General features: G+C 59.1%; 20 protein-coding genes. 10 read left to right on the forward strand and 10 right to left on the reverse strand.

The features are described 5' to 3' along the window. Positions 1 to 218: 218 nt before the first annotated feature. A complete protein-coding gene (locus PMI32_RS09980) occupies positions 219 to 1,190 on the forward strand; it encodes a L,D-transpeptidase family protein (protein WP_008031383.1) in 972 nt (323 codons plus the stop codon). A gap of 123 nt (positions 1,191 to 1,313) precedes the next feature. Here PMI32_RS09980 and oprI read toward each other — a convergent pair whose 3' ends face one another. After that, positions 1,314 to 1,565 carry an outer membrane lipoprotei OprI gene (gene oprI / locus PMI32_RS09975; protein WP_003172710.1) on the reverse strand — a complete coding sequence of 84 codons (252 nt, stop codon included), beginning with the start codon at positions 1,563 to 1,565 and terminating at the stop codon, positions 1,314 to 1,316. Positions 1,566 to 2,210: 645 nt separating this feature from the next. On the opposite strand from oprI, the gene PMI32_RS09970 reads away from it, so the two are divergent. Next, entirely contained in the window at positions 2,211 to 2,498 is a 288-nt protein-coding gene (locus PMI32_RS09970) for a GNAT family N-acetyltransferase (protein ID WP_008031384.1), read from the forward strand. 60 nt (positions 2,499 to 2,558) lie between these two features. On the opposite strand, the gene PMI32_RS09965 is transcribed toward PMI32_RS09970, so the two are convergent. Both PMI32_RS09965 and PMI32_RS09960 read right to left on the reverse strand, forming a co-directional pair. After that, entirely contained in the window at positions 2,559 to 3,635 is a 1,077-nt protein-coding gene (locus PMI32_RS09965; protein WP_008031386.1) for a 3-deoxy-7-phosphoheptulonate synthase, read from the reverse strand. Between the two features lie 162 nt (positions 3,636 to 3,797). Beyond that, a complete protein-coding gene (locus PMI32_RS09960; RefSeq protein ID WP_008031388.1) occupies positions 3,798 to 4,241 on the reverse strand; it encodes a PilZ domain-containing protein in 444 nt (147 codons plus the stop codon). On the opposite strand from PMI32_RS09960, the gene PMI32_RS09955 reads away from it, so the two are divergent. The 5 genes from PMI32_RS09955 to cysB all read left to right on the forward strand — a co-directional run bounded on the left by PMI32_RS09955 (position 4,240) and on the right by cysB (position 8,196). After that, entirely contained in the window at positions 4,240 to 4,626 is a 387-nt protein-coding gene (locus tag PMI32_RS09955; protein WP_032828914.1) for a thioredoxin family protein, read from the forward strand. The genes PMI32_RS09960 and PMI32_RS09955 overlap by 2 nt on opposite strands. Continuing rightward, entirely contained in the window at positions 4,623 to 5,579 is a 957-nt protein-coding gene (locus PMI32_RS09950) for a putative 2-dehydropantoate 2-reductase (RefSeq protein WP_008031391.1), read from the forward strand. The genes PMI32_RS09955 and PMI32_RS09950 overlap by 4 nt, the downstream gene beginning before the upstream one ends. A 25-nt stretch (positions 5,580 to 5,604) precedes the next feature. Next, on the forward strand, positions 5,605 to 6,510 hold the full coding sequence (locus tag PMI32_RS09945) for a 5'-nucleotidase (RefSeq protein ID WP_008031392.1): 906 nt from the start codon (positions 5,605 to 5,607) through the stop codon (positions 6,508 to 6,510). Positions 6,511 to 6,604: 94 nt separating this feature from the next. Further along, a complete protein-coding gene (locus tag PMI32_RS09940) occupies positions 6,605 to 7,108 on the forward strand; it encodes a universal stress protein (RefSeq protein ID WP_008031396.1) in 504 nt (167 codons plus the stop codon). A 113-nt stretch (positions 7,109 to 7,221) separates the two neighbouring features. Next, complete coding sequence (cysB, locus tag PMI32_RS09935) at positions 7,222 to 8,196, forward strand: HTH-type transcriptional regulator CysB (RefSeq protein WP_008031398.1); 975 nt, start codon at positions 7,222 to 7,224, stop codon at positions 8,194 to 8,196. 7 nt (positions 8,197 to 8,203) lie between these two features. Here cysB and PMI32_RS09930 read toward each other — a convergent pair whose 3' ends face one another. Then, a complete protein-coding gene (locus PMI32_RS09930; RefSeq protein WP_008031400.1) occupies positions 8,204 to 8,686 on the reverse strand; it encodes a GreA/GreB family elongation factor in 483 nt (160 codons plus the stop codon). Between the two features lie 2 nt (positions 8,687 to 8,688). Further along, positions 8,689 to 9,099: a hypothetical protein gene (locus tag PMI32_RS09925; RefSeq protein ID WP_008031402.1), complete on the reverse strand. Its 411-nt coding sequence runs from the start codon at positions 9,097 to 9,099 to the stop codon at positions 8,689 to 8,691. Positions 9,100 to 9,223: 124 nt separating this feature from the next. Between PMI32_RS09925 and earP the strand changes: the two genes are divergently transcribed. Together earP and PMI32_RS09915 are read left to right on the forward strand one after the other, a co-directional pair. Then, positions 9,224 to 10,381 carry an elongation factor P maturation arginine rhamnosyltransferase EarP gene (gene earP, locus PMI32_RS09920; protein ID WP_008031403.1) on the forward strand — a complete coding sequence of 386 codons (1,158 nt, stop codon included), beginning with the start codon at positions 9,224 to 9,226 and terminating at the stop codon, positions 10,379 to 10,381. Positions 10,382 to 10,429: 48 nt separating this feature from the next. Then, positions 10,430 to 10,999: an elongation factor P gene (locus PMI32_RS09915; protein ID WP_007943632.1), complete on the forward strand. Its 570-nt coding sequence runs from the start codon at positions 10,430 to 10,432 to the stop codon at positions 10,997 to 10,999. 168 nt (positions 11,000 to 11,167) lie between these two features. On the opposite strand, the gene PMI32_RS09910 is transcribed toward PMI32_RS09915, so the two are convergent. The 4 genes from PMI32_RS09910 to PMI32_RS09895 form a co-directional block, all read right to left on the reverse strand. Next, the gene (locus tag PMI32_RS09910) at positions 11,168 to 12,184 is read right to left on the reverse strand and encodes an alpha/beta hydrolase (protein WP_008031407.1); all 1,017 of its coding nucleotides are present in this window, start codon (positions 12,182 to 12,184) and stop codon (positions 11,168 to 11,170) included. A gap of 32 nt (positions 12,185 to 12,216) precedes the next feature. After that, positions 12,217 to 12,636, reverse strand: a complete 420-nt coding sequence (locus PMI32_RS09905; RefSeq protein ID WP_008031409.1) for an organic hydroperoxide resistance protein — start codon at positions 12,634 to 12,636, stop codon at positions 12,217 to 12,219. 363 nt (positions 12,637 to 12,999) lie between these two features. Then, positions 13,000 to 13,461, reverse strand: a complete 462-nt coding sequence (locus tag PMI32_RS09900; protein ID WP_008031411.1) for a MarR family winged helix-turn-helix transcriptional regulator — start codon at positions 13,459 to 13,461, stop codon at positions 13,000 to 13,002. Positions 13,462 to 13,530: 69 nt separating this feature from the next. Further along, the gene (locus PMI32_RS09895) at positions 13,531 to 14,487 is read right to left on the reverse strand and encodes a LysR family transcriptional regulator (RefSeq protein ID WP_008031414.1); all 957 of its coding nucleotides are present in this window, start codon (positions 14,485 to 14,487) and stop codon (positions 13,531 to 13,533) included. A 110-nt stretch (positions 14,488 to 14,597) separates the two neighbouring features. On the opposite strand from PMI32_RS09895, the gene PMI32_RS09890 reads away from it, so the two are divergent. Next, the gene (locus PMI32_RS09890; RefSeq protein WP_032828915.1) at positions 14,598 to 15,347 is read left to right on the forward strand and encodes a sulfite exporter TauE/SafE family protein; all 750 of its coding nucleotides are present in this window, start codon (positions 14,598 to 14,600) and stop codon (positions 15,345 to 15,347) included. Here the strand turns inward: PMI32_RS09890 and PMI32_RS09885 are convergent. Next, the gene (locus tag PMI32_RS09885) at positions 15,337 to 16,191 is read right to left on the reverse strand and encodes a LysR substrate-binding domain-containing protein (protein WP_008031417.1); all 855 of its coding nucleotides are present in this window, start codon (positions 16,189 to 16,191) and stop codon (positions 15,337 to 15,339) included. The genes PMI32_RS09890 and PMI32_RS09885 overlap by 11 nt on opposite strands. Positions 16,192 to 16,237: the final 46 nt, after the last annotated feature.

Raw genomic sequence — 16,237 nt, forward strand, 5'->3', positions numbered from 1 at the left:
AACGAAAGGGGCAAGAGCGCTTTGGTTACTTTGGGGCTTTTCCAAAGTGACTCGCCGTAAGGGCGAAACCAATAGCCGCCGTTACCGCAGAAACGGATATGCCCCCTGAAAAATATCGCAGCCAATTCACGCTCTATCGGTGTCTCTCCCCGAATACCAGAGCGCCAGTGTACAATTACGTTCTTAAACCCCAGTCGATTATGCGAAGGATTTTCCGGATGTTGCCGCGCTTTCCTGCCGTCACCCGCTGCCTGACTCTTGCCGCCCTTTGTGTGGCAGGCCCCGTAGCAGCATTGGAGCTACCCCTGCCACCGCCCGGTGAAGACATCATCGGCCAGGTGCAAGTGATCAAGGCCAAGTACGAAGACACCTTCGCCGACCTTGGCACCACCTACGATCTGGGCTACTCGGAAATGGTCGCGGCCAACCCTGGCGTCGATCCATGGTTGCCGGGTGCCGGCACCGAGATCGTGCTGCCGACGCGCTTCATCCTGCCGCCAGGCCCACGTGAAGGCATCGTCATCAACCTGGCTGAATACCGCCTCTACTACTTCCCGAAAGGCCGAAACGTGGTCTACACCTTCCCGCTGGGTATCGGTCGTGAAGGCTGGGGTTCGCCGATTGCCCACACCAGCATCGTTGCGAAGACGCCGAACCCGACCTGGACGCCTCCAGCGTCGATCAAGGCCGAGCACGCCGCTGACGGCGATCCGCTGCCGAACGTCGTGCCGGCCGGCCCGGACAACCCGCTGGGCCCGTTCAAGTTCACCCTGGGCACACCAGGCTACCTGATCCACGGTTCGAACAAGAAGTTCGGCATCGGCATGCGCACCAGCCACGGCTGCTTCCGCATGTTCAACAACAACGTGCTGCAAATGGCAGGCATGGTGCCGGTCGGCACGTCGGTGCGCATTCTCAACGACCCGTACAAGTTCGGTGTAAGTGGCGGCAAGGTGTATCTGGAAGCGCACACGCCGCTGGACGACAAGGGCAACCCGTCGGTCGTCGACAAGCACACGGCTGTGATCAACGCGATGCTCAAGCGCGAAGACATCACCAACAACCTGCGCATGAACTGGGATGTGGTGCGTGATGTGGTTGCCGCTGAAGATGGCCTGCCGGTGGAAATCGCCGTGCCGAATACTTCTGCGCCGATGGTGACGAGTGCACCGATCGATCCGTTGCAGTAAGGCTTGAACAGAACCCGCCGGCGCTGAGAGCGTCGGCGGGTTTTTTATTGCCTGGACAAACGCCGGGCAATAAAAAAGCCGACCCAAAAAATGGGTCGGCTTGATAACAACCCCGAAGGATTATTACTTGCGGCTAGCTTTTTCCAGCATGCGCAGAGCACGCTCGTTAGCTTCGTCAGCAGTCTGTTGTGCTTTTTGAGCAGCAGCCAGAGCTTCATCAGCTTTACGGTAAGCTTCGTCTGCACGAGCCTGGGAGCGAGCAGCTGCGTCTTCAGTAGCGGTCAGACGTGCTTCGGTTTCTTTCGATACGCTGCTGCAACCGGTAGCCAGAACTGCGGCCAGAGCCAGAGCAGAGAATTTCAGAACGTTGTTCATCGTGTTCCCCTTCAAGGACTTTCTATTAAAGTAGCTGTCTCCTCAGAGTGAGGAAATAGCCGGCGTACATACTACCCATTACTTGTCGTAAGTAAACTGACGTAAAGCAAGAAGCAAAAAAAATTGTAGGCGTTGATTCTTTTTCGAGCAACTTTTACTTGCGATTGATTAAAAAATATCCAGCTGCAAGGCCCGAGCTGAGCGAGTTGGCACGAAAAAGTTCCCGGCGGGCACGACTGTCTTTCCCATCTTGGCTAAAGTCTGTCTAGATGGATTCGTCTACACTTTTGTTCGGAATTTGCGCGGCACCTCTCAAACTCTTTCGCCTAGTTGAGGTGACTTAATAGAGGGACGCTCGTCTTAAGTCTCAACATCCGGCAATGTTCAGGCTATCGACCCGCATAGCGCTTCGGTCGAGCCGTCCCTGCGTAACCCGGAGCAGCACCCGCCCAACCCAGCGTGATGACGAGCGCACCTTGAGCATTTCTGCCAATGGTGCCTACTATTTGATACGTGCTCGGTTGCGCGAGATCGGTGCAGCTCTTCTCGGTGTCCATTCAGGCACGGGGGTGGCGTAGATGTTCCTTCGCCGGAAAAACATCGGTAAGGTAGGGGTCAGAATTCAAGACCCGCAGAGGAGTTGTGATGAGCGAGGCGTTGTCCATCAACCATGACCAGGCAGGTCATCAGTTCGAGACCAATGTGGACGGTCATCGTGCCTACCTGACCTATATGGATCTGGGGAAACAGACTCTGGATATCTATCGCACCTTCGTGCCCAATGCATTGCGTGGTCGCGGCATTGCGGCAGCCTTGACCGAGAAGGCGCTGGAGTACGCCGAGGAAATGGGCTACACCGTGATTCCATCGTGTTCCTACGTGGAGCGCTACATGGAGCGCCACCAGCGGCATGCGGCCAAGCTGAGCCAGTAAAACGAACGCATAAAAAAACGCCGGGTTAAGCCCGGCGTTTTTGTGTGCGCTGAACAGTGATCAGGTGCGATCACGTTTAGGCAGCACATCCTTGAGCTTGGCGTGCATGCTGCGCAAGGTGTTTTCGGTGGCGGACCAGTCGATGCAGGCATCGGTGATCGACACGCCGTATTGCAGGTCGGCGAGGTCTTTCGGGATCGCCTGGCAGCCCCAGTTCAGATGACTTTCGACCATCAGGCCGATGATCGAACGGTTGCCTTCGAGGATCTGGTTGGCGACGTTCTCCATCACCAGCGGTTGCAGGGCCGGGTCCTTGTTGGAGTTGGCGTGGCTGCAATCGACCATGATGTTCGGCTTGATCTTCGCTTTGTTCAGCGCTTGTTCGCACAGTGCGACGCTGACCGAATCGTAGTTCGGCTTGCCGTTGCCGCCGCGCAGCACCACGTGACCGTAGGCATTGCCCTTGGTGGTAACGATCGACACGCCACCTTCCTGGTTGATCCCCAGGAAACGATGCGGGCTGGAAACCGATTGCAGGGCGTTGATCGCCACGGTCAGGCCGCCGTCGGTGCCGTTCTTGAAGCCGACCGCCGAGGACAGGCCGGAAGCCATCTCACGGTGAGTCTGGGATTCGGTGGTGCGCGCGCCGATGGCCGACCAGCTGATCAGGTCCTGCAAATATTGCGGAGAGATCGGGTCAAGGGCTTCGGTCGCGGTCGGCAGGCCCATTTCGGCCAGGTCCAGCAGCAACTGACGACCAATGTGCAGACCGTCCTGAATCTTGAAGGAGTCGTCCAGGTACGGGTCGTTGATCAAGCCTTTCCAGCCGACAGTGGTGCGTGGCTTCTCGAAATACACGCGCATGACCAGATACAGCGTATCGGACACTTCCGCAGCCAGCACTTTCAGGCGCTCGGCGTATTCGTGGGCAGCCTTGATGTCGTGGATCGAGCACGGCCCGATGACGACAAACAGGCGGTGGTCGGTGCCATCAAGAATGTTGCGAATGACTTCGCGACCCTTGGTGACGGTGCGCAGGGCAGCGTCGCTCAGAGGGATATCACGCTTGAGCTGGTCAGGAGTGATCAGCGTCTCGTTGGAGGCGACGTTTAGGTCGTTGATCGGTAAATCAGCCATCGTTTACTCGTCAGGTCACGGGTGCCGGCCGCCAGCGAACCCGCGCGGCGGAGCACAGCAAATTAAGCGCGTCGGGGAGCGGAACCTTAGCGCGTTACACCGTGGCTCGACAATGGGCAGACAGCGGTTTAAGGGCCATTCGCAACGAATTGATGACGTCCCTTAATCCAGCACCGCCTGCGCAAATGCCTTGCGAACCGTGTCGTGGGAGAACTCGTCGGCGTGCTGCTGGACCCATTCGAGGGCCAGCGCCTGGGTTTCCTGCAGGTCGTCGTGGGCGTCATGCAAGCGACAGTAACGCTCGATCTGACACACCTGTTCGCCCATTCGGGCGCTGAACATCATCTGCTCGTCAACAAAGGCAATGCCTACCAGGTAGCCGCGCTTGCGTCGCAAGCACCAAGCCACGTAGCCCAGAAAGCGCATATCGGGGTTCAAGGTCGGCATGCGGACTTCCAGCGCGGTACCGTGACGCCAGGCGCGGTGGTAATTGCAAGCCATGCCCCCGAGGCTGATAGTGTGCAGCTGTTGCCGTGAAATACACTCAGGTTTTAGCAACGTTAATTCGACGGGTACATCGTCAGGATGAGGAATAAAACGTCCCATGAGCACGGACTCCATGTGTCGGCCATCTGACATTGTTTCCCCCAGTATAGTGGTCGAATTGGCACTGACCGATTTCGACGCCGACCAACGGTTGCTGGCGATGAGCGGCGTTTCGCTGGTTGTTTTTACCAGCGTCGGCTGCGCCAGTTGCCGTTTTGCCCGAGAGCATTTGCCCAGGCTCGATCTGGATGTCGATCGCTTGTGCTGGATCGATGCCGGGGACAACGGCGGGGTGGTCGAGCGTTATCAGGTCTTTCATTTGCCGGCGCTGTTTGTGGTGCGCGACGGTGAGTTCTTCGGGGCACTAAGATCACGCCTGACCGCTACCGAGCTGAATGAGGCCGTAGGTCAGGCGTTGACGAGAACAGCAGAGGAGTTGCCATGACGGCTGCAGTTGCCAAACCGACCATCGGTATTATCGGAACCGGTGCGATCGGCGGGTTTTACGGGGTCATGCTGGCGCGTGCCGGCTTCGATGTGCACTTTCTGCTGCGCAGCGAGTTTTCGGCGGTGGCCGAGCACGGACTTCACGTCGACAGTGCACCGCACGGCGCACTGACGTTGAATCCGGTTCAGGCCTATTCGTCGGCCGAAGACATGCCGCCCTGCGACTGGTTGCTGGTGGGCGCCAAGACCACCAGCAATGCCGGTCTGGCGCCGGCGATCATTCAAGCCGCAGCGCCGAATGCCAAGGTACTGCTGCTGCAAAACGGCCTGGACGTCGAAGACAGTCTGCGGGCATTGCTTCCCGATACGCTGCACCTGCTCGGCGGGCTTTGTCTGATCTGCGTGCATCGCTCCGGCCCGGGCGCGATCACCCATCAGGCCCTCGGCGCAGTGAACGTCGGCTACCACAGTGGCCCCGCTGGCGATGAACAGGCGCGCATGGCGATCGTCGAGGAGGGCGCCGGGTTGTTCCGCAGCGCCGGCATCGATTCCCAGGCCATGGCGAACCTGCAACAGGCGCGTTGGCAAAAACTGGTCTGGAATATTCCTTACAACGGCCTTTCGGTTCTGCTTGGGGCGGGCACCACAGCGTTGATGGCCGACGCCGACAGCCGCGAACTGATCAAGGCCTTGATGGCCGAAGTGGTCCGGGGCGCGAAGGCCTGCGGTCACGACATGCCGGCCGGTTATGCCGATTATCTGTTCATGATGACCGAGAAAATGCCGGACTACTGGCCGAGCATGCACCACGACTTTTTGCACAAGCGAGCGCTGGAACTGGCGGCCATTTACGCCCGGCCACTGGCGGTGGCCAAGGCTGCCGGGTGCGAATTGCCGCGAATCGACGCGTTGTATCGCAGTTTGAGTTTTATCGATCGACGCAACACCTGAGTCGATCAACCCGAGGGGGAAGGGCATGGCAAAGACGATTGACGACAAACTGGTACTGGCGATTTCTTCGCGTGCGCTGTTCGACCTGAGCGAAAGCCACAAGGTTTATCTGTCGAGCGGCGTCGAGGCCTATCGGCAATATCAGATCGAACACGAAGACGAAATCCTCGAGCCCGGCGACGCATTCCCTCTCGTTGAAAAACTCCTGAACCTGAATGCCAGCCTCGGCCGGGCCAGGGTCGAGGTGATCCTGGTGTCGCGCAACAGTGCCGACACCGGGCTGCGGGTGTTCAACTCGATTCACCATTACGGGCTGGCGATTTCGCGCGCGGCATTTGTCGGCGGGCGCAGTCCGTATCCGTACCTCAAGGCGTTTGGCTGCGACCTGTTCCTCTCGACCCATGCCGAAGACGTGCGCAGCGCACTGGATGCCGGGTTCGCGGCGGCGACCATTCTGTCGGGCGGCGCCAGCCGTGCGGCCAGCGATGAATTGCGGATTGCATTCGACGGTGACGCCGTGCTGTTTTCCGACGAGTCGGAGCGGGTTTATCAGGCGGGCGGCCTTGAAGCGTTCCAGGCCAGCGAACGCGAAAGCGCCCGCGAGCCCTTGCGCGGTGGGCCGTTCAAGGGCTTTCTCGCGGCGCTCAATCTGTTGCAGCGCGAGTTCCCGGAGGACGACTGTCCGATCCGTACCGCGCTGGTCACCGCGCGTTCCGCACCGGCTCATGAACGGGTGATTCGGACCCTGCGCGAGTGGGATATTCGTCTGGACGAATCGCTGTTTCTGGGTGGCCTGACCAAGTCCGCTTTCCTTGAAGCCTTTGCCGCTGACGTGTTTTTCGACGATCAGGCCGGCCATTGCGAGTTGGCTCGCGAGGTGGTCGCTACCGGCCATGTGCCGCATGGCATAAGCAATGAGCAAAAGGTTTAAGCCCGCCGTTCAACGCGTTACGCGGGACGTCGCACTCGCCAAGGCACTGCTAAGCTGAATCAATCTCCGCCATGTTGGCACTCGAGGAGGTCATATGATTCGTTCGATGCTTTATGCCACTGACCTCGGCCTGTACGCCCCTTTGGTGATGCAGCATGCCCTGGAGCTGGCTCGAACATTCAATGCCGACCTGTATGTGGTGCACGCGGTTGAACCCATGGGGCTGTTTGCCGAATCGGTGCTTCAGAGTTACCTCGATGAGCAGGCGCTGAACGAGTTTCACAGTCAGGGCCTGAACACCGTGATCGCCAATATCGAGCAGCGCGTGCTCGACAGTTTTCGTGAAGAACTGGGGGATGAAGGGGAGCAGGATCTGGAGCGGATACAAGCGGTGCGGGTGCTTCAGGGTGATCCGTCGCAGGTGATTCTCGAACAGGCGCAGAAACTCTCCGTGGATTTGTTGATCGTAGGTAGTCATAGCCATGGTGCTGGCGCGGAAACGCCTTTGGGCCGGACCGCAGCGCGGGTGTTGCAGTTGGCTCGGGTCCCGGTCTATCTGGTGCCGCTGGTGGAACGCCGTCGCCAAGGGGACCGCTAGTCCACGAATAGTGGCAGTTTGATAAAAAAGTTCTAGATTTATTCTTCAAACCATTAATATAGTTATATACCGTCGCTGATGCCCGTGGCGTCTACCTGCTTTGAGGGATTCATATGAAGCTTCAACAATTGCGCTACATCTGGGAAGTGGCGCACCACGACCTCAACGTTTCCGCTACAGCCCAAAGCCTTTACACCTCGCAACCGGGCATCAGCAAGCAGATCCGTCTGCTGGAAGACGAATTGGGCGTCGAGGTTTTTGCTCGCAGCGGCAAGCACCTGACCCGCGTCACCCCGGCCGGCGAGCGCATCATCACCACCGCCGGCGAGATCCTGCGCAAGGTTGAAAGCATCAAGCAGATCGCCCAAGAATTCTCCAACGAGAAGAAAGGCACCCTGTCGATCGCCACCACGCACACCCAGGCGCGTTATGCGTTGCCGCCGGTGATCAGCAATTTCATCAAGCAATACCCGGACGTTGCGCTGCACATGCACCAGGGGTCGCCGATGCAGATCGCCGAAATGGCCGCTGACGGCACCGTCGATTTCGCCATCGCGACTGAAGCGCTGGAGCTGTTCGGTGATCTGGTGATGATGCCGTGCTACCGCTGGAACCGCTGCGTGGTCGTGCCTCAGGGCCACCCGCTGACCAAGCTGTCGAAGCTGACCCTTGAAGCGCTGGCCGAATACCCGATCGTGACTTATGTGTTCGGTTTCACCGGCCGTTCGAAACTCGACGAAGCCTTCAGCCATCGCGGCCTGACGCCGAAAGTGGTGTTCACCGCCGCCGACGCCGACGTGATCAAGACTTACGTTCGCTTGGGGCTGGGCGTGGGTATCGTGGCGAAAATGGCGGTCGATACCAAACTCGATAATGACCTGGTGGTGCTCGATGCCAGCGAATTGTTCGAATCCAGCATCACCAAAATCGGTTTCCGTCGCGGCACCTTCCTGCGTGGCTTCATGTGCGACTTCATCGAGAAGTTCGCCCCGCACCTGACCCGCGAAGTCATGGCCAAAGCCATTCAGTGCCACAACAAGCAGGAACTGGAAGAGCTGTTCGACGGCGTCGAACTGCCGGTTCATTGATCTCCCGCTAAACCACCTCGGTAACAGAAAACTGTTGCCGAGCACCCGCCACCAGAATCTCCACCTCGTCCCCTTCGAACTTGCCCAGCAGGCTTTTGCCCAGCGGCGAGCGAGGGGTGATGACGGTAATCCATTGCCCCACCAGATCGACCTTCAAACCCGCCGCGTCGGGCGCCAGGAACAGCCATTGCTCACGTCCCTTTTCGTCTTCGAGACCGAGCAGGGCGCCGACTTCGATGCCGCGCTGGTCGTCATAAGGCCGCAGCGTCAGGTTCTGGCACAGCGTCAGTGACTGCCTGATTTCCTCCACGCGCTTTGCCTGCCCGGCTGCCAGATATGACGCCTCCAGGCCCAGGGTGTCGTACTTGTTTTCGGCGATGTTTTCTTCGTGGGTCGCCGTTTCGTAAGCGGTTTGCGCGGCACGCTCGGCAATGTCGAGATCGATCCGCAGCTTGTCGATAATCAGTTGGTGGACGGTTTGCTTATTCATGATCAATCGCAGAATTGCAGGACATTGGCGCGGCTTTTTTCGCTCGGTGCGGTGCGGTCCTGTTGCAGCCAGAACTGGCAATTGGGGTTCGACAGATTGCGGTTGCTGCTGCGCGCCTGATCCAGCCGTTGTGCCTGTTCGTTCTTGCGCAGGTTCTCTTCGTATTGCTGGAAAATCGGGCTCTGCGGCGGAATGTCCGGCACCGGTTGCACCACTACCGGCGGCTTGGCCAATTGCTCCACCGCTTGCGCGACGGGCGCCAGTTGCTCGCTGAACAACAGGCGCGAGGCGAGCCAGCAGGTCAGTGCGATCGCGAGGAAACCCAGCCACAATCCGAGGGCAATACTGCCCGTCAGTTGCAGGGCATTGAGCTGGATCGGCAAGCGGCGGCGCGGATTGGGACGGTAGGGCATGACTGCCTCCTGGCGGGTGGTCGCGGGCGAGTGGCGATTGTCGCATGAAGATTAATCGCCGTCGGCTCTTCTGCACGGGGTAATTTATGCGGACAATCGGCGCCTTTGCCAACGGGAGCCTGGAATGCCTGAAATGCCTCAAATGAAAAACCGCAGGCGCTGGGATATTTTTTGCACCGTGGTCGATAACTTTGGCGACATCGGTGTGACCTGGCGCCTGGCCCGCCAATTGGTGGCCGAACATGCGATGGACGTGCGTTTGTGGGTCGATGATTTGCGGGCCTTCGAGCGTTTGTGCCCAGCCATCGATCTCAACCTTTCACAGCAGTGGCAGGAGGGGGTCGAGGTGCGTCAGTGGACGGCCGACTGGCAGCCGACTGACGCGGCCGATGTGGTGATCGCCGCGTTCGCCTGCCAGTTGCCGAGTGCTTACATGGAGGCCATGGCGGCGCGGGAGAAGGCGCCGCTGTGGTTGAACCTCGACTACCTGAGCGCAGAAGACTGGGTCGTTGGCTGCCACGGCTTGCCGTCGGTGAAGTACAAAAACGTGCAGAAATTCTTTTTCTTTCCGGGGTTCCAAAAGGGCACCGGTGGCTTGCTGCGTGAAAGCGGATTGCTGGAACGGCGTCGGCAATTTCAGCAAGATCCCGAGGCTCAGCGCGCATTCCTGCAAGGTTTAGGGATTGATCGTGCGCAAGGCGCGCAGCTGATTTCGCTGTTCGCCTACGAAAATGCCGGCCTGGCCAGTTGGCTGGATGTCCTGACCGCAGATTCCGTGCCCACGCATCTGCTGGTGCCCGAAGGGCGGATTCTCGGTGATGTCGAACGTTGGCTCGGTGTCGAGGGTTTGGCGGCGGGCGCGGTGCATGTGCGCGAGTCATTGACCGTGCAGGTGCTGCCGTTCGTCCGACAGGATCAATACGATCACCTGCTTTGGTGCTGCGATTTCAACGCCGTGCGCGGCGAAGATTCGTTTGTCCGCGCGCAATGGGCAGGGCGGCCGCTGCTCTGGCACATCTATCGGCAGGACGAAGACATTCACCTGGACAAGCTCGAAGCCTTCCTCACGCTCTACACAAAAGGCCTGTCTGCGCCTGCCCGCGAGGCGATCAGCGGTCTTTGGCGAGAGTGGAATGCCGGGCATGATATGTCCGACCATTGGGCTACGACCCGTAAACACTGGCCAGAACTGCAAAAACACGCCGAAGCGTGGTGTCTGGAACAGGCTTTGCAGGCTGATCTTGCCGCAGCGCTGGTACAGTTTTACCTAAATTGGATATGATACGCGGCCTAGATTTTTGTAAATCCCATCCAAATTCGGATATTCGCAATGAAAACTGGTAAAGAACTGAAACCCGGTACCGTGATCCGTCTCGAAAACGATCCATGGTTGGTTCAGAAAGCTGAATTCACCAAATCCGGTCGTAACAGCGCGATCATGAAGACCAAGCTGAAAAACCTGCTGACCGGTTACAAGACCGAGATCGTTTACAGCGCTGACGACAAACTGGACGACGTAATCCTCGACCGCAAAGAAGCGACCCTGTCCTTCATCAGCGGCGACACCTACACGTTCATGGACACCACCGACTACACCATGTACGAACTGAACGCTGAAGACATCGAAGCCGTTCTGCCTTTCGTTGAAGAAGGCATGACCGATGTTTGCGAAGCGATCTTCTTCGAAGAGCGTCTGGTTTCCGTAGAACTGCCGACCACTATCGTGCGTCAGGTTGACTACACCGAAGGTTCCGCTCGCGGCGACACTTCCGGCAAGGTAATGAAGCCTGCCAAACTGAAGAACGGTACCGAGCTGTCGGTTGCTGACTTCATCGAAATCGGCGACATGATCGAGATCGATACCCGCGAAGGCGGTTCCTACAAAGGCCGTGCTAAATAAGCACTGCTTCAGGAATGAAAAAGCCCGACCATTGAGTCGGGCTTTTTTGTGCCTGCCAGAAACACGCTGACTGGAACATGACGCGGACCTTGTAGGAGCCGGCTTGCCGGCGATGGCGACCTCAAGATCACTATCGCCGGCAAGCCGGCTCCTACAGGGTGAGCGGTGTTATTTCTTCAGGTGTTGTTTCAGTTCTTCGGACGCTTGCAGCATTGCGGAGCGCACCGCTGGCACCTGGCTCACTACGTTCAGCAAACCGTAATCGTGAATCATGCCGTTGTAACGCACCGCCGTGACCGGCACACCCGCCTCATCCAGTTTGCGCGCATAGGCTTCACCCTCGTCGCGCAGCACATCAGCACCGGCCGTCTGCACCAGCGCAGGTGGCAAGCCCTTGAGTTGTGCGGTGGTCGCCCGCAGCGGTGAAGCGTAGATCTCGTTACGTTGCTTGGCGTCGGTGGTGTAGTTGTCCCAGAACCACTTCATCATGTTTTTGGTGAGGAAGTGTCCCTCGGCAAACTGGTTGTAAGACGCCGTTTCAAAGCTGGCGTCGGTCACCGGCCACAACAGCACCTGGAACTTGATCGCCGGGGTGCCTTTGTCTTTGGCCATCAGCGCAACCACGGCCGCCATGTTGCCGCCGACACTGTTACCGGCCACGGCCAGTCGCTTGCCATCGACGTTGATCTCTTTGCCGTGCTCGGCCACCCATTTAGTGGCCGCGTAAGCCTGGTTGATCGCCACCGGGTAATGCGCTTCCGGCGACGGGGTGTAATTGACGAACACCGCCGCTGCCCCCGAACCCGTGACCAGATCCCGAACCAGCCGCTCGTGGGTCGGGAAGTCCCCCAGCACCCAGCCGCCACCGTGGAAGAACATGAACACCGGCAGCTCGCCTTTGACCCCGGCCGGCCGGACGATGGTCAGGCTGAGCGGTTGGCCGTCGACTTGAATGGTCTTCTGGCTGACGTCTGCTTTTGGCAACGTCAGTTTCACCCCGGCTTGCGCGCCGACCAAAATGGCCCGGGCATCTTTCGGTGAAAGCTGTTCCATCGGTTTGCCGGTGCCGGCATTCAGGACATCGAGGAACGCCTGGGTGTTGTGTTCAACCCCGTCGCCCGCGAATGCGCTGTGGATGGACAGGGCGAGAAGGGTGCCGGTCAAGACTTTGCTGAAAGTGTTCATGTTCGTTTCCTGTTCGGTCTTGGAGTCGACGGTTAGACGGTCACGTGCAGGCGCACTTCGACGTTGCCGCGGGTGGCGTTGGAGTACGGGCAGACCTGGTGGGCCGCGTCGACCAGGGTTTGCGCATCGGCTTGTTCAAGACCCGGCAGGCTGATGTGCAGGTCGATGTCCAGACCGAAGCCGCCAGGAATCTGGCCGATGCCGACGTGGGCAGTGATCGAGGCGTCGGCCGGGATGCTGCGTTTGGTCTGGCTGGCAACGAACTTCAGTGCGCCGATGAAGCAGGCCGAGTAACCGGCAGCGAACAGTTGTTCCGGGTTGGTGGCCGCGCCGCCAGCACCGCCGAGTTCTTTTGGAGTGGCGAGTTTGACGTCGAGGATGTTGTCGCTGGAAACCGCACGACCGTCACGGCCGCCAGTGGAGGTTGCGATTGCGGTGTAGAGAGTTTGCATGATGTAGGCCTCGTTTCAGGTTTGGATGACTTGCGCTAAATGTTTGCGCGCTAAGTAAGTGCGAGATGAATGTATCGCGCTAATATTTAGCGCGCAAGATAAATTTTTAAAAAAGTCGCAAGAAAGGGAAAGAACCGTGGAGGGAGTATTAGCGAAAGAGTTGATCTAGAGCTGTCGAAGCAGTTTTTTTCGACGAAGATTTTTTTCAGGAGGGGCGAAGGCGAGCTAAGGCTGCAAGAACACCGCAACCCTGTAGGAGCAAGCTTGCTCGCGATAGCAGCCTGTCAGTCAACCTCACCGCTGAATGACACACCGCAATCGCGAGCAAGCTTGCTCCTACAGGGATCTTCGGTGTCTGGGAGGTTAGAGGCTGTCCTGCAGATTGCTGCGCAGCACTTGCAACTCCGCTTGCAGTTTTTGCAACCGCTCAAGCGTCATGCCGCTGGCGCCGAGGATGCACTGGGGCACGCCCCGCGCCTTGTCCCGCAACGCGCGACCCTGTTCAGTCAGCTCGACAATCACCACTCGCTCGTCCTCGCGGCTGCGAGTGCGGCTGAGCAAACCTTCGACTTCCAGGCGCTTGAGCAACGGGGTCAACGAGCCGGGATCGGTCAGCAAGCGCGTGCTGATTTCGCCTACGGTCAAACCGTCCCGTTCCCACAACACCATCATCGCCAGGTACTGCGGATAGGTCAGGCCCAGCGCTTGCAGCAGCGGCTTGTAGACCTTGGTCATCAGCAGTGAAGTGGAATGCAGGGCGAAGCAGGCCTGATTGTCCAGCAGCAGGTCGTCGCAGTTATCCGTGGTGTCGCGTTCGGTGTTCATCTCAAAGCCTTGATCAGTGATCTTCATGAATCTAGCGGGCGAATCTTTAATGCGCCAGATAATTCTGACCTAGTGCCGGTCCAGATTGGTTCGCAGCGCCAGATCCCATGGCGGTACAGGGCTGAAGCGGACTTTCAGGTACTCCAGCAATAAACGACTCCTCGGGTTGGGTTGCTGCTCCAGACGCAACGCATAGATGCCGGTGGTTTCCGGCGGTGGCAGGCCGTGTTCACAGAACAGCGGCAGCAGTTCACCGCGCAACAGGTATTCACTGGTCAGCCAGGTCGGCAAGTGCGCGATACCGAGCCCGGCCAGCGCACCGCAGACCAGCGCCTCGGCATTGTTGGCGCTCATGCGGATGCGCCCGGGACGATGCAAATGCATTTCTGCGTTTTGCTCGAAACGCCAGGCAAATGGCGGCGCCAGGCCATCCCAGTCGAGGCCGTCGTGATCACTCAACTGCGCCGGGTCGGTCGGCACGCCACGGCGTTGCAGGTACGCAGGGCTGGCGCAGGCGATGCGCACCATGCTCGCCAGCGGCGTGGCCACCAGCCGGGTATCGGCCATTTGCCCGGCGCGCAGCACCAGATCGACCTTGCCCAGATTCAAACCCTGCATGTCGACAAAACTGTCGATCAGGTGCAGTTGCACGTCGAGGCCGGGGTAGAGCATCAGAAAATCAGCGATCACTGGCGCCAGATGCCGTCGGCCGAACGCGGCTGGCGCGTCGATCCGGATCAACCCTTCCGGCGCGCTGCTCAGGGACACTGCCTCGGCGCGGGCCAGTTGCAATTCCGCCACGATCCGCCGCGCACGCTCGGCAAACGCCACGCCGGCCGGGGTCGCGCGGACGGCATGGGTGCTGCGAATGAACAGCTGGCTGCCGACCGCGCTTTCCAGGCTATCGATGCGCCGCGCCACGGCCGAAGGGGTCAGTGGATGACGGCGAGAGGCAGCGGAAAAGCTGCCGGTTTCCAGCACGTCGAGGAACAGGCCGAGTTGTTCGGTCAATTGATTAGGGTTCATGGCGTATCAATGCTTATGCGAAGTTGGCACAGCCATTGTGCGTTGCTGTGCGTTTCCCCGCCAGCGCCGACTGCGTAGGATGAATGGCCTGAGATAAAAGGAAATCGCCCGTGATCGAGTTTTTGATGTACCTGGTATTTGGCGCAGCCCTGGGAACCCTCGGCGGCTTGTTTGGCATTGGCGGCGGTCTGATCGCGATTCCGTTGCTTGGCGTGTTGTTCGGTCTCGATCAGCAAATTGCCCAGGGCACTGCGCTGGTGATGGTCGTCCCTAACGTGATGCTGGCGCTATGGCGCTATCACCAGCGCAACAAAATCGAAATGCGCCACGCGCTGCCGTTGGCCTCGATGGGTTTTTGCTTTGCCTGGATCGGCTCCATCTGGGCGGTGGGTATTGATGCGCAAACCATGCGCATCGGATTTGTCGCCTTCCTGATCGCGCTGTCGGCCTACAACCTGTTGCGAATGTTCTACGCCAATGCGCCGGCTTCTTCGCAGATGAATTACGCCTGGCCATGGCTGGGTGTGCTCGGCGCGGCGTCCGGGACCATGGGCGGATTGTTTGGCGTGGGCGGGGCGGTGGTGGCAACACCGGTGCTGACCAGCCTGTTCGGCACCAGCCAAGTGGTGGCCCAAGGGTTGTCGCTGGCACTGGCATTGCCCAGCACGGGCGTCACGCTGGTCACCTATGCCGTGCATCATCAAGTGGACTGGATGATCGGCGTGCCGTTGGCCGTGGGTGGACTGCTGAGCATCAGTTGGGGTGTGAAGATCGCCCATGCCATGCCGGAGCGCCTCCTGCGCGGGTTATTCTGTGGCTTCCTGGTGCTGTGCGCGGTGATGCTCGCGTTTAAAGTTTGAAACCGTCGACGATGTGCTCGGCCAGGCATTCGGTAATCGGTGACGGGTTGTGCAGGTTGCGCACCAGCATGATGCTGGCTTCAGGCAGCAAGGGCAGGTCTTCGGCGTCACCGAGAATGCGCATGTCCGGGGTGATCAGGCTTTCCAGTTGTGCGGTGACGGCCAGGCCGGCGCTGACCACCGCCATGATCGCCGACAGGCTTGAGCTGTTGTAGGCAACGCGATAATCGCGACCCATCGCGTCTAGCGCATTGCAGGCCCATAGCCTGCAGAAACAATCACTGTTGAACATCGCCAGCGGCAACGGTGTCTGCTCGTGGGCGCTGTAGCATTGTGCCTCAGCCCAGACGAAACGTTCCTTGCGCAGCAACTGACCGATCTCGTTGCCCGGCTCGCGGGTAACGATGGATAAATCCAGATCCTGGCGTAGCAGCAATTGTTTTGATGATTCGCAGTGCACCTCGATCTGGATCAGCGGATATGACTGGGCGAATCGCCGCAGAATCCCCGGCAGGAAACGCATCACGTAATCATCCGGCGTGCCGATCCGCACCGTGCCGACCATGTGCGGTTCGCGCAGGGTGTTGAACACCTCGCTGTGCAACTTGAGGATGCGCCGGGCGTAACCCAGCAGCACCTGGCCTTCAGCGGTCAGCCGCACCTGGCGGCCGTCGCGTTGGAACAGTTGGCGCTGCAACACGTCCTCTTCCAGCCGCTTCATCTGCATGCTGACGGCGGATTGTGTGCGGTTGACCAGCTCCCCTGCGCGGGTGAAACCGCCCTGATCGGCGATGGCAACAAAGGTGCGCAGCACTTCGGTGTCGATACTTGGGAAGGCGGACATACATCAATCTCCGAGATGTATTGCATAAGAAACATTCGTTGGATTG

It is taken from the genome of Pseudomonas sp. GM60 (assembly GCF_000282415.1).
Lineage (GTDB): Bacteria > Pseudomonadota > Gammaproteobacteria > Pseudomonadales > Pseudomonadaceae > Aquipseudomonas > Aquipseudomonas migulae.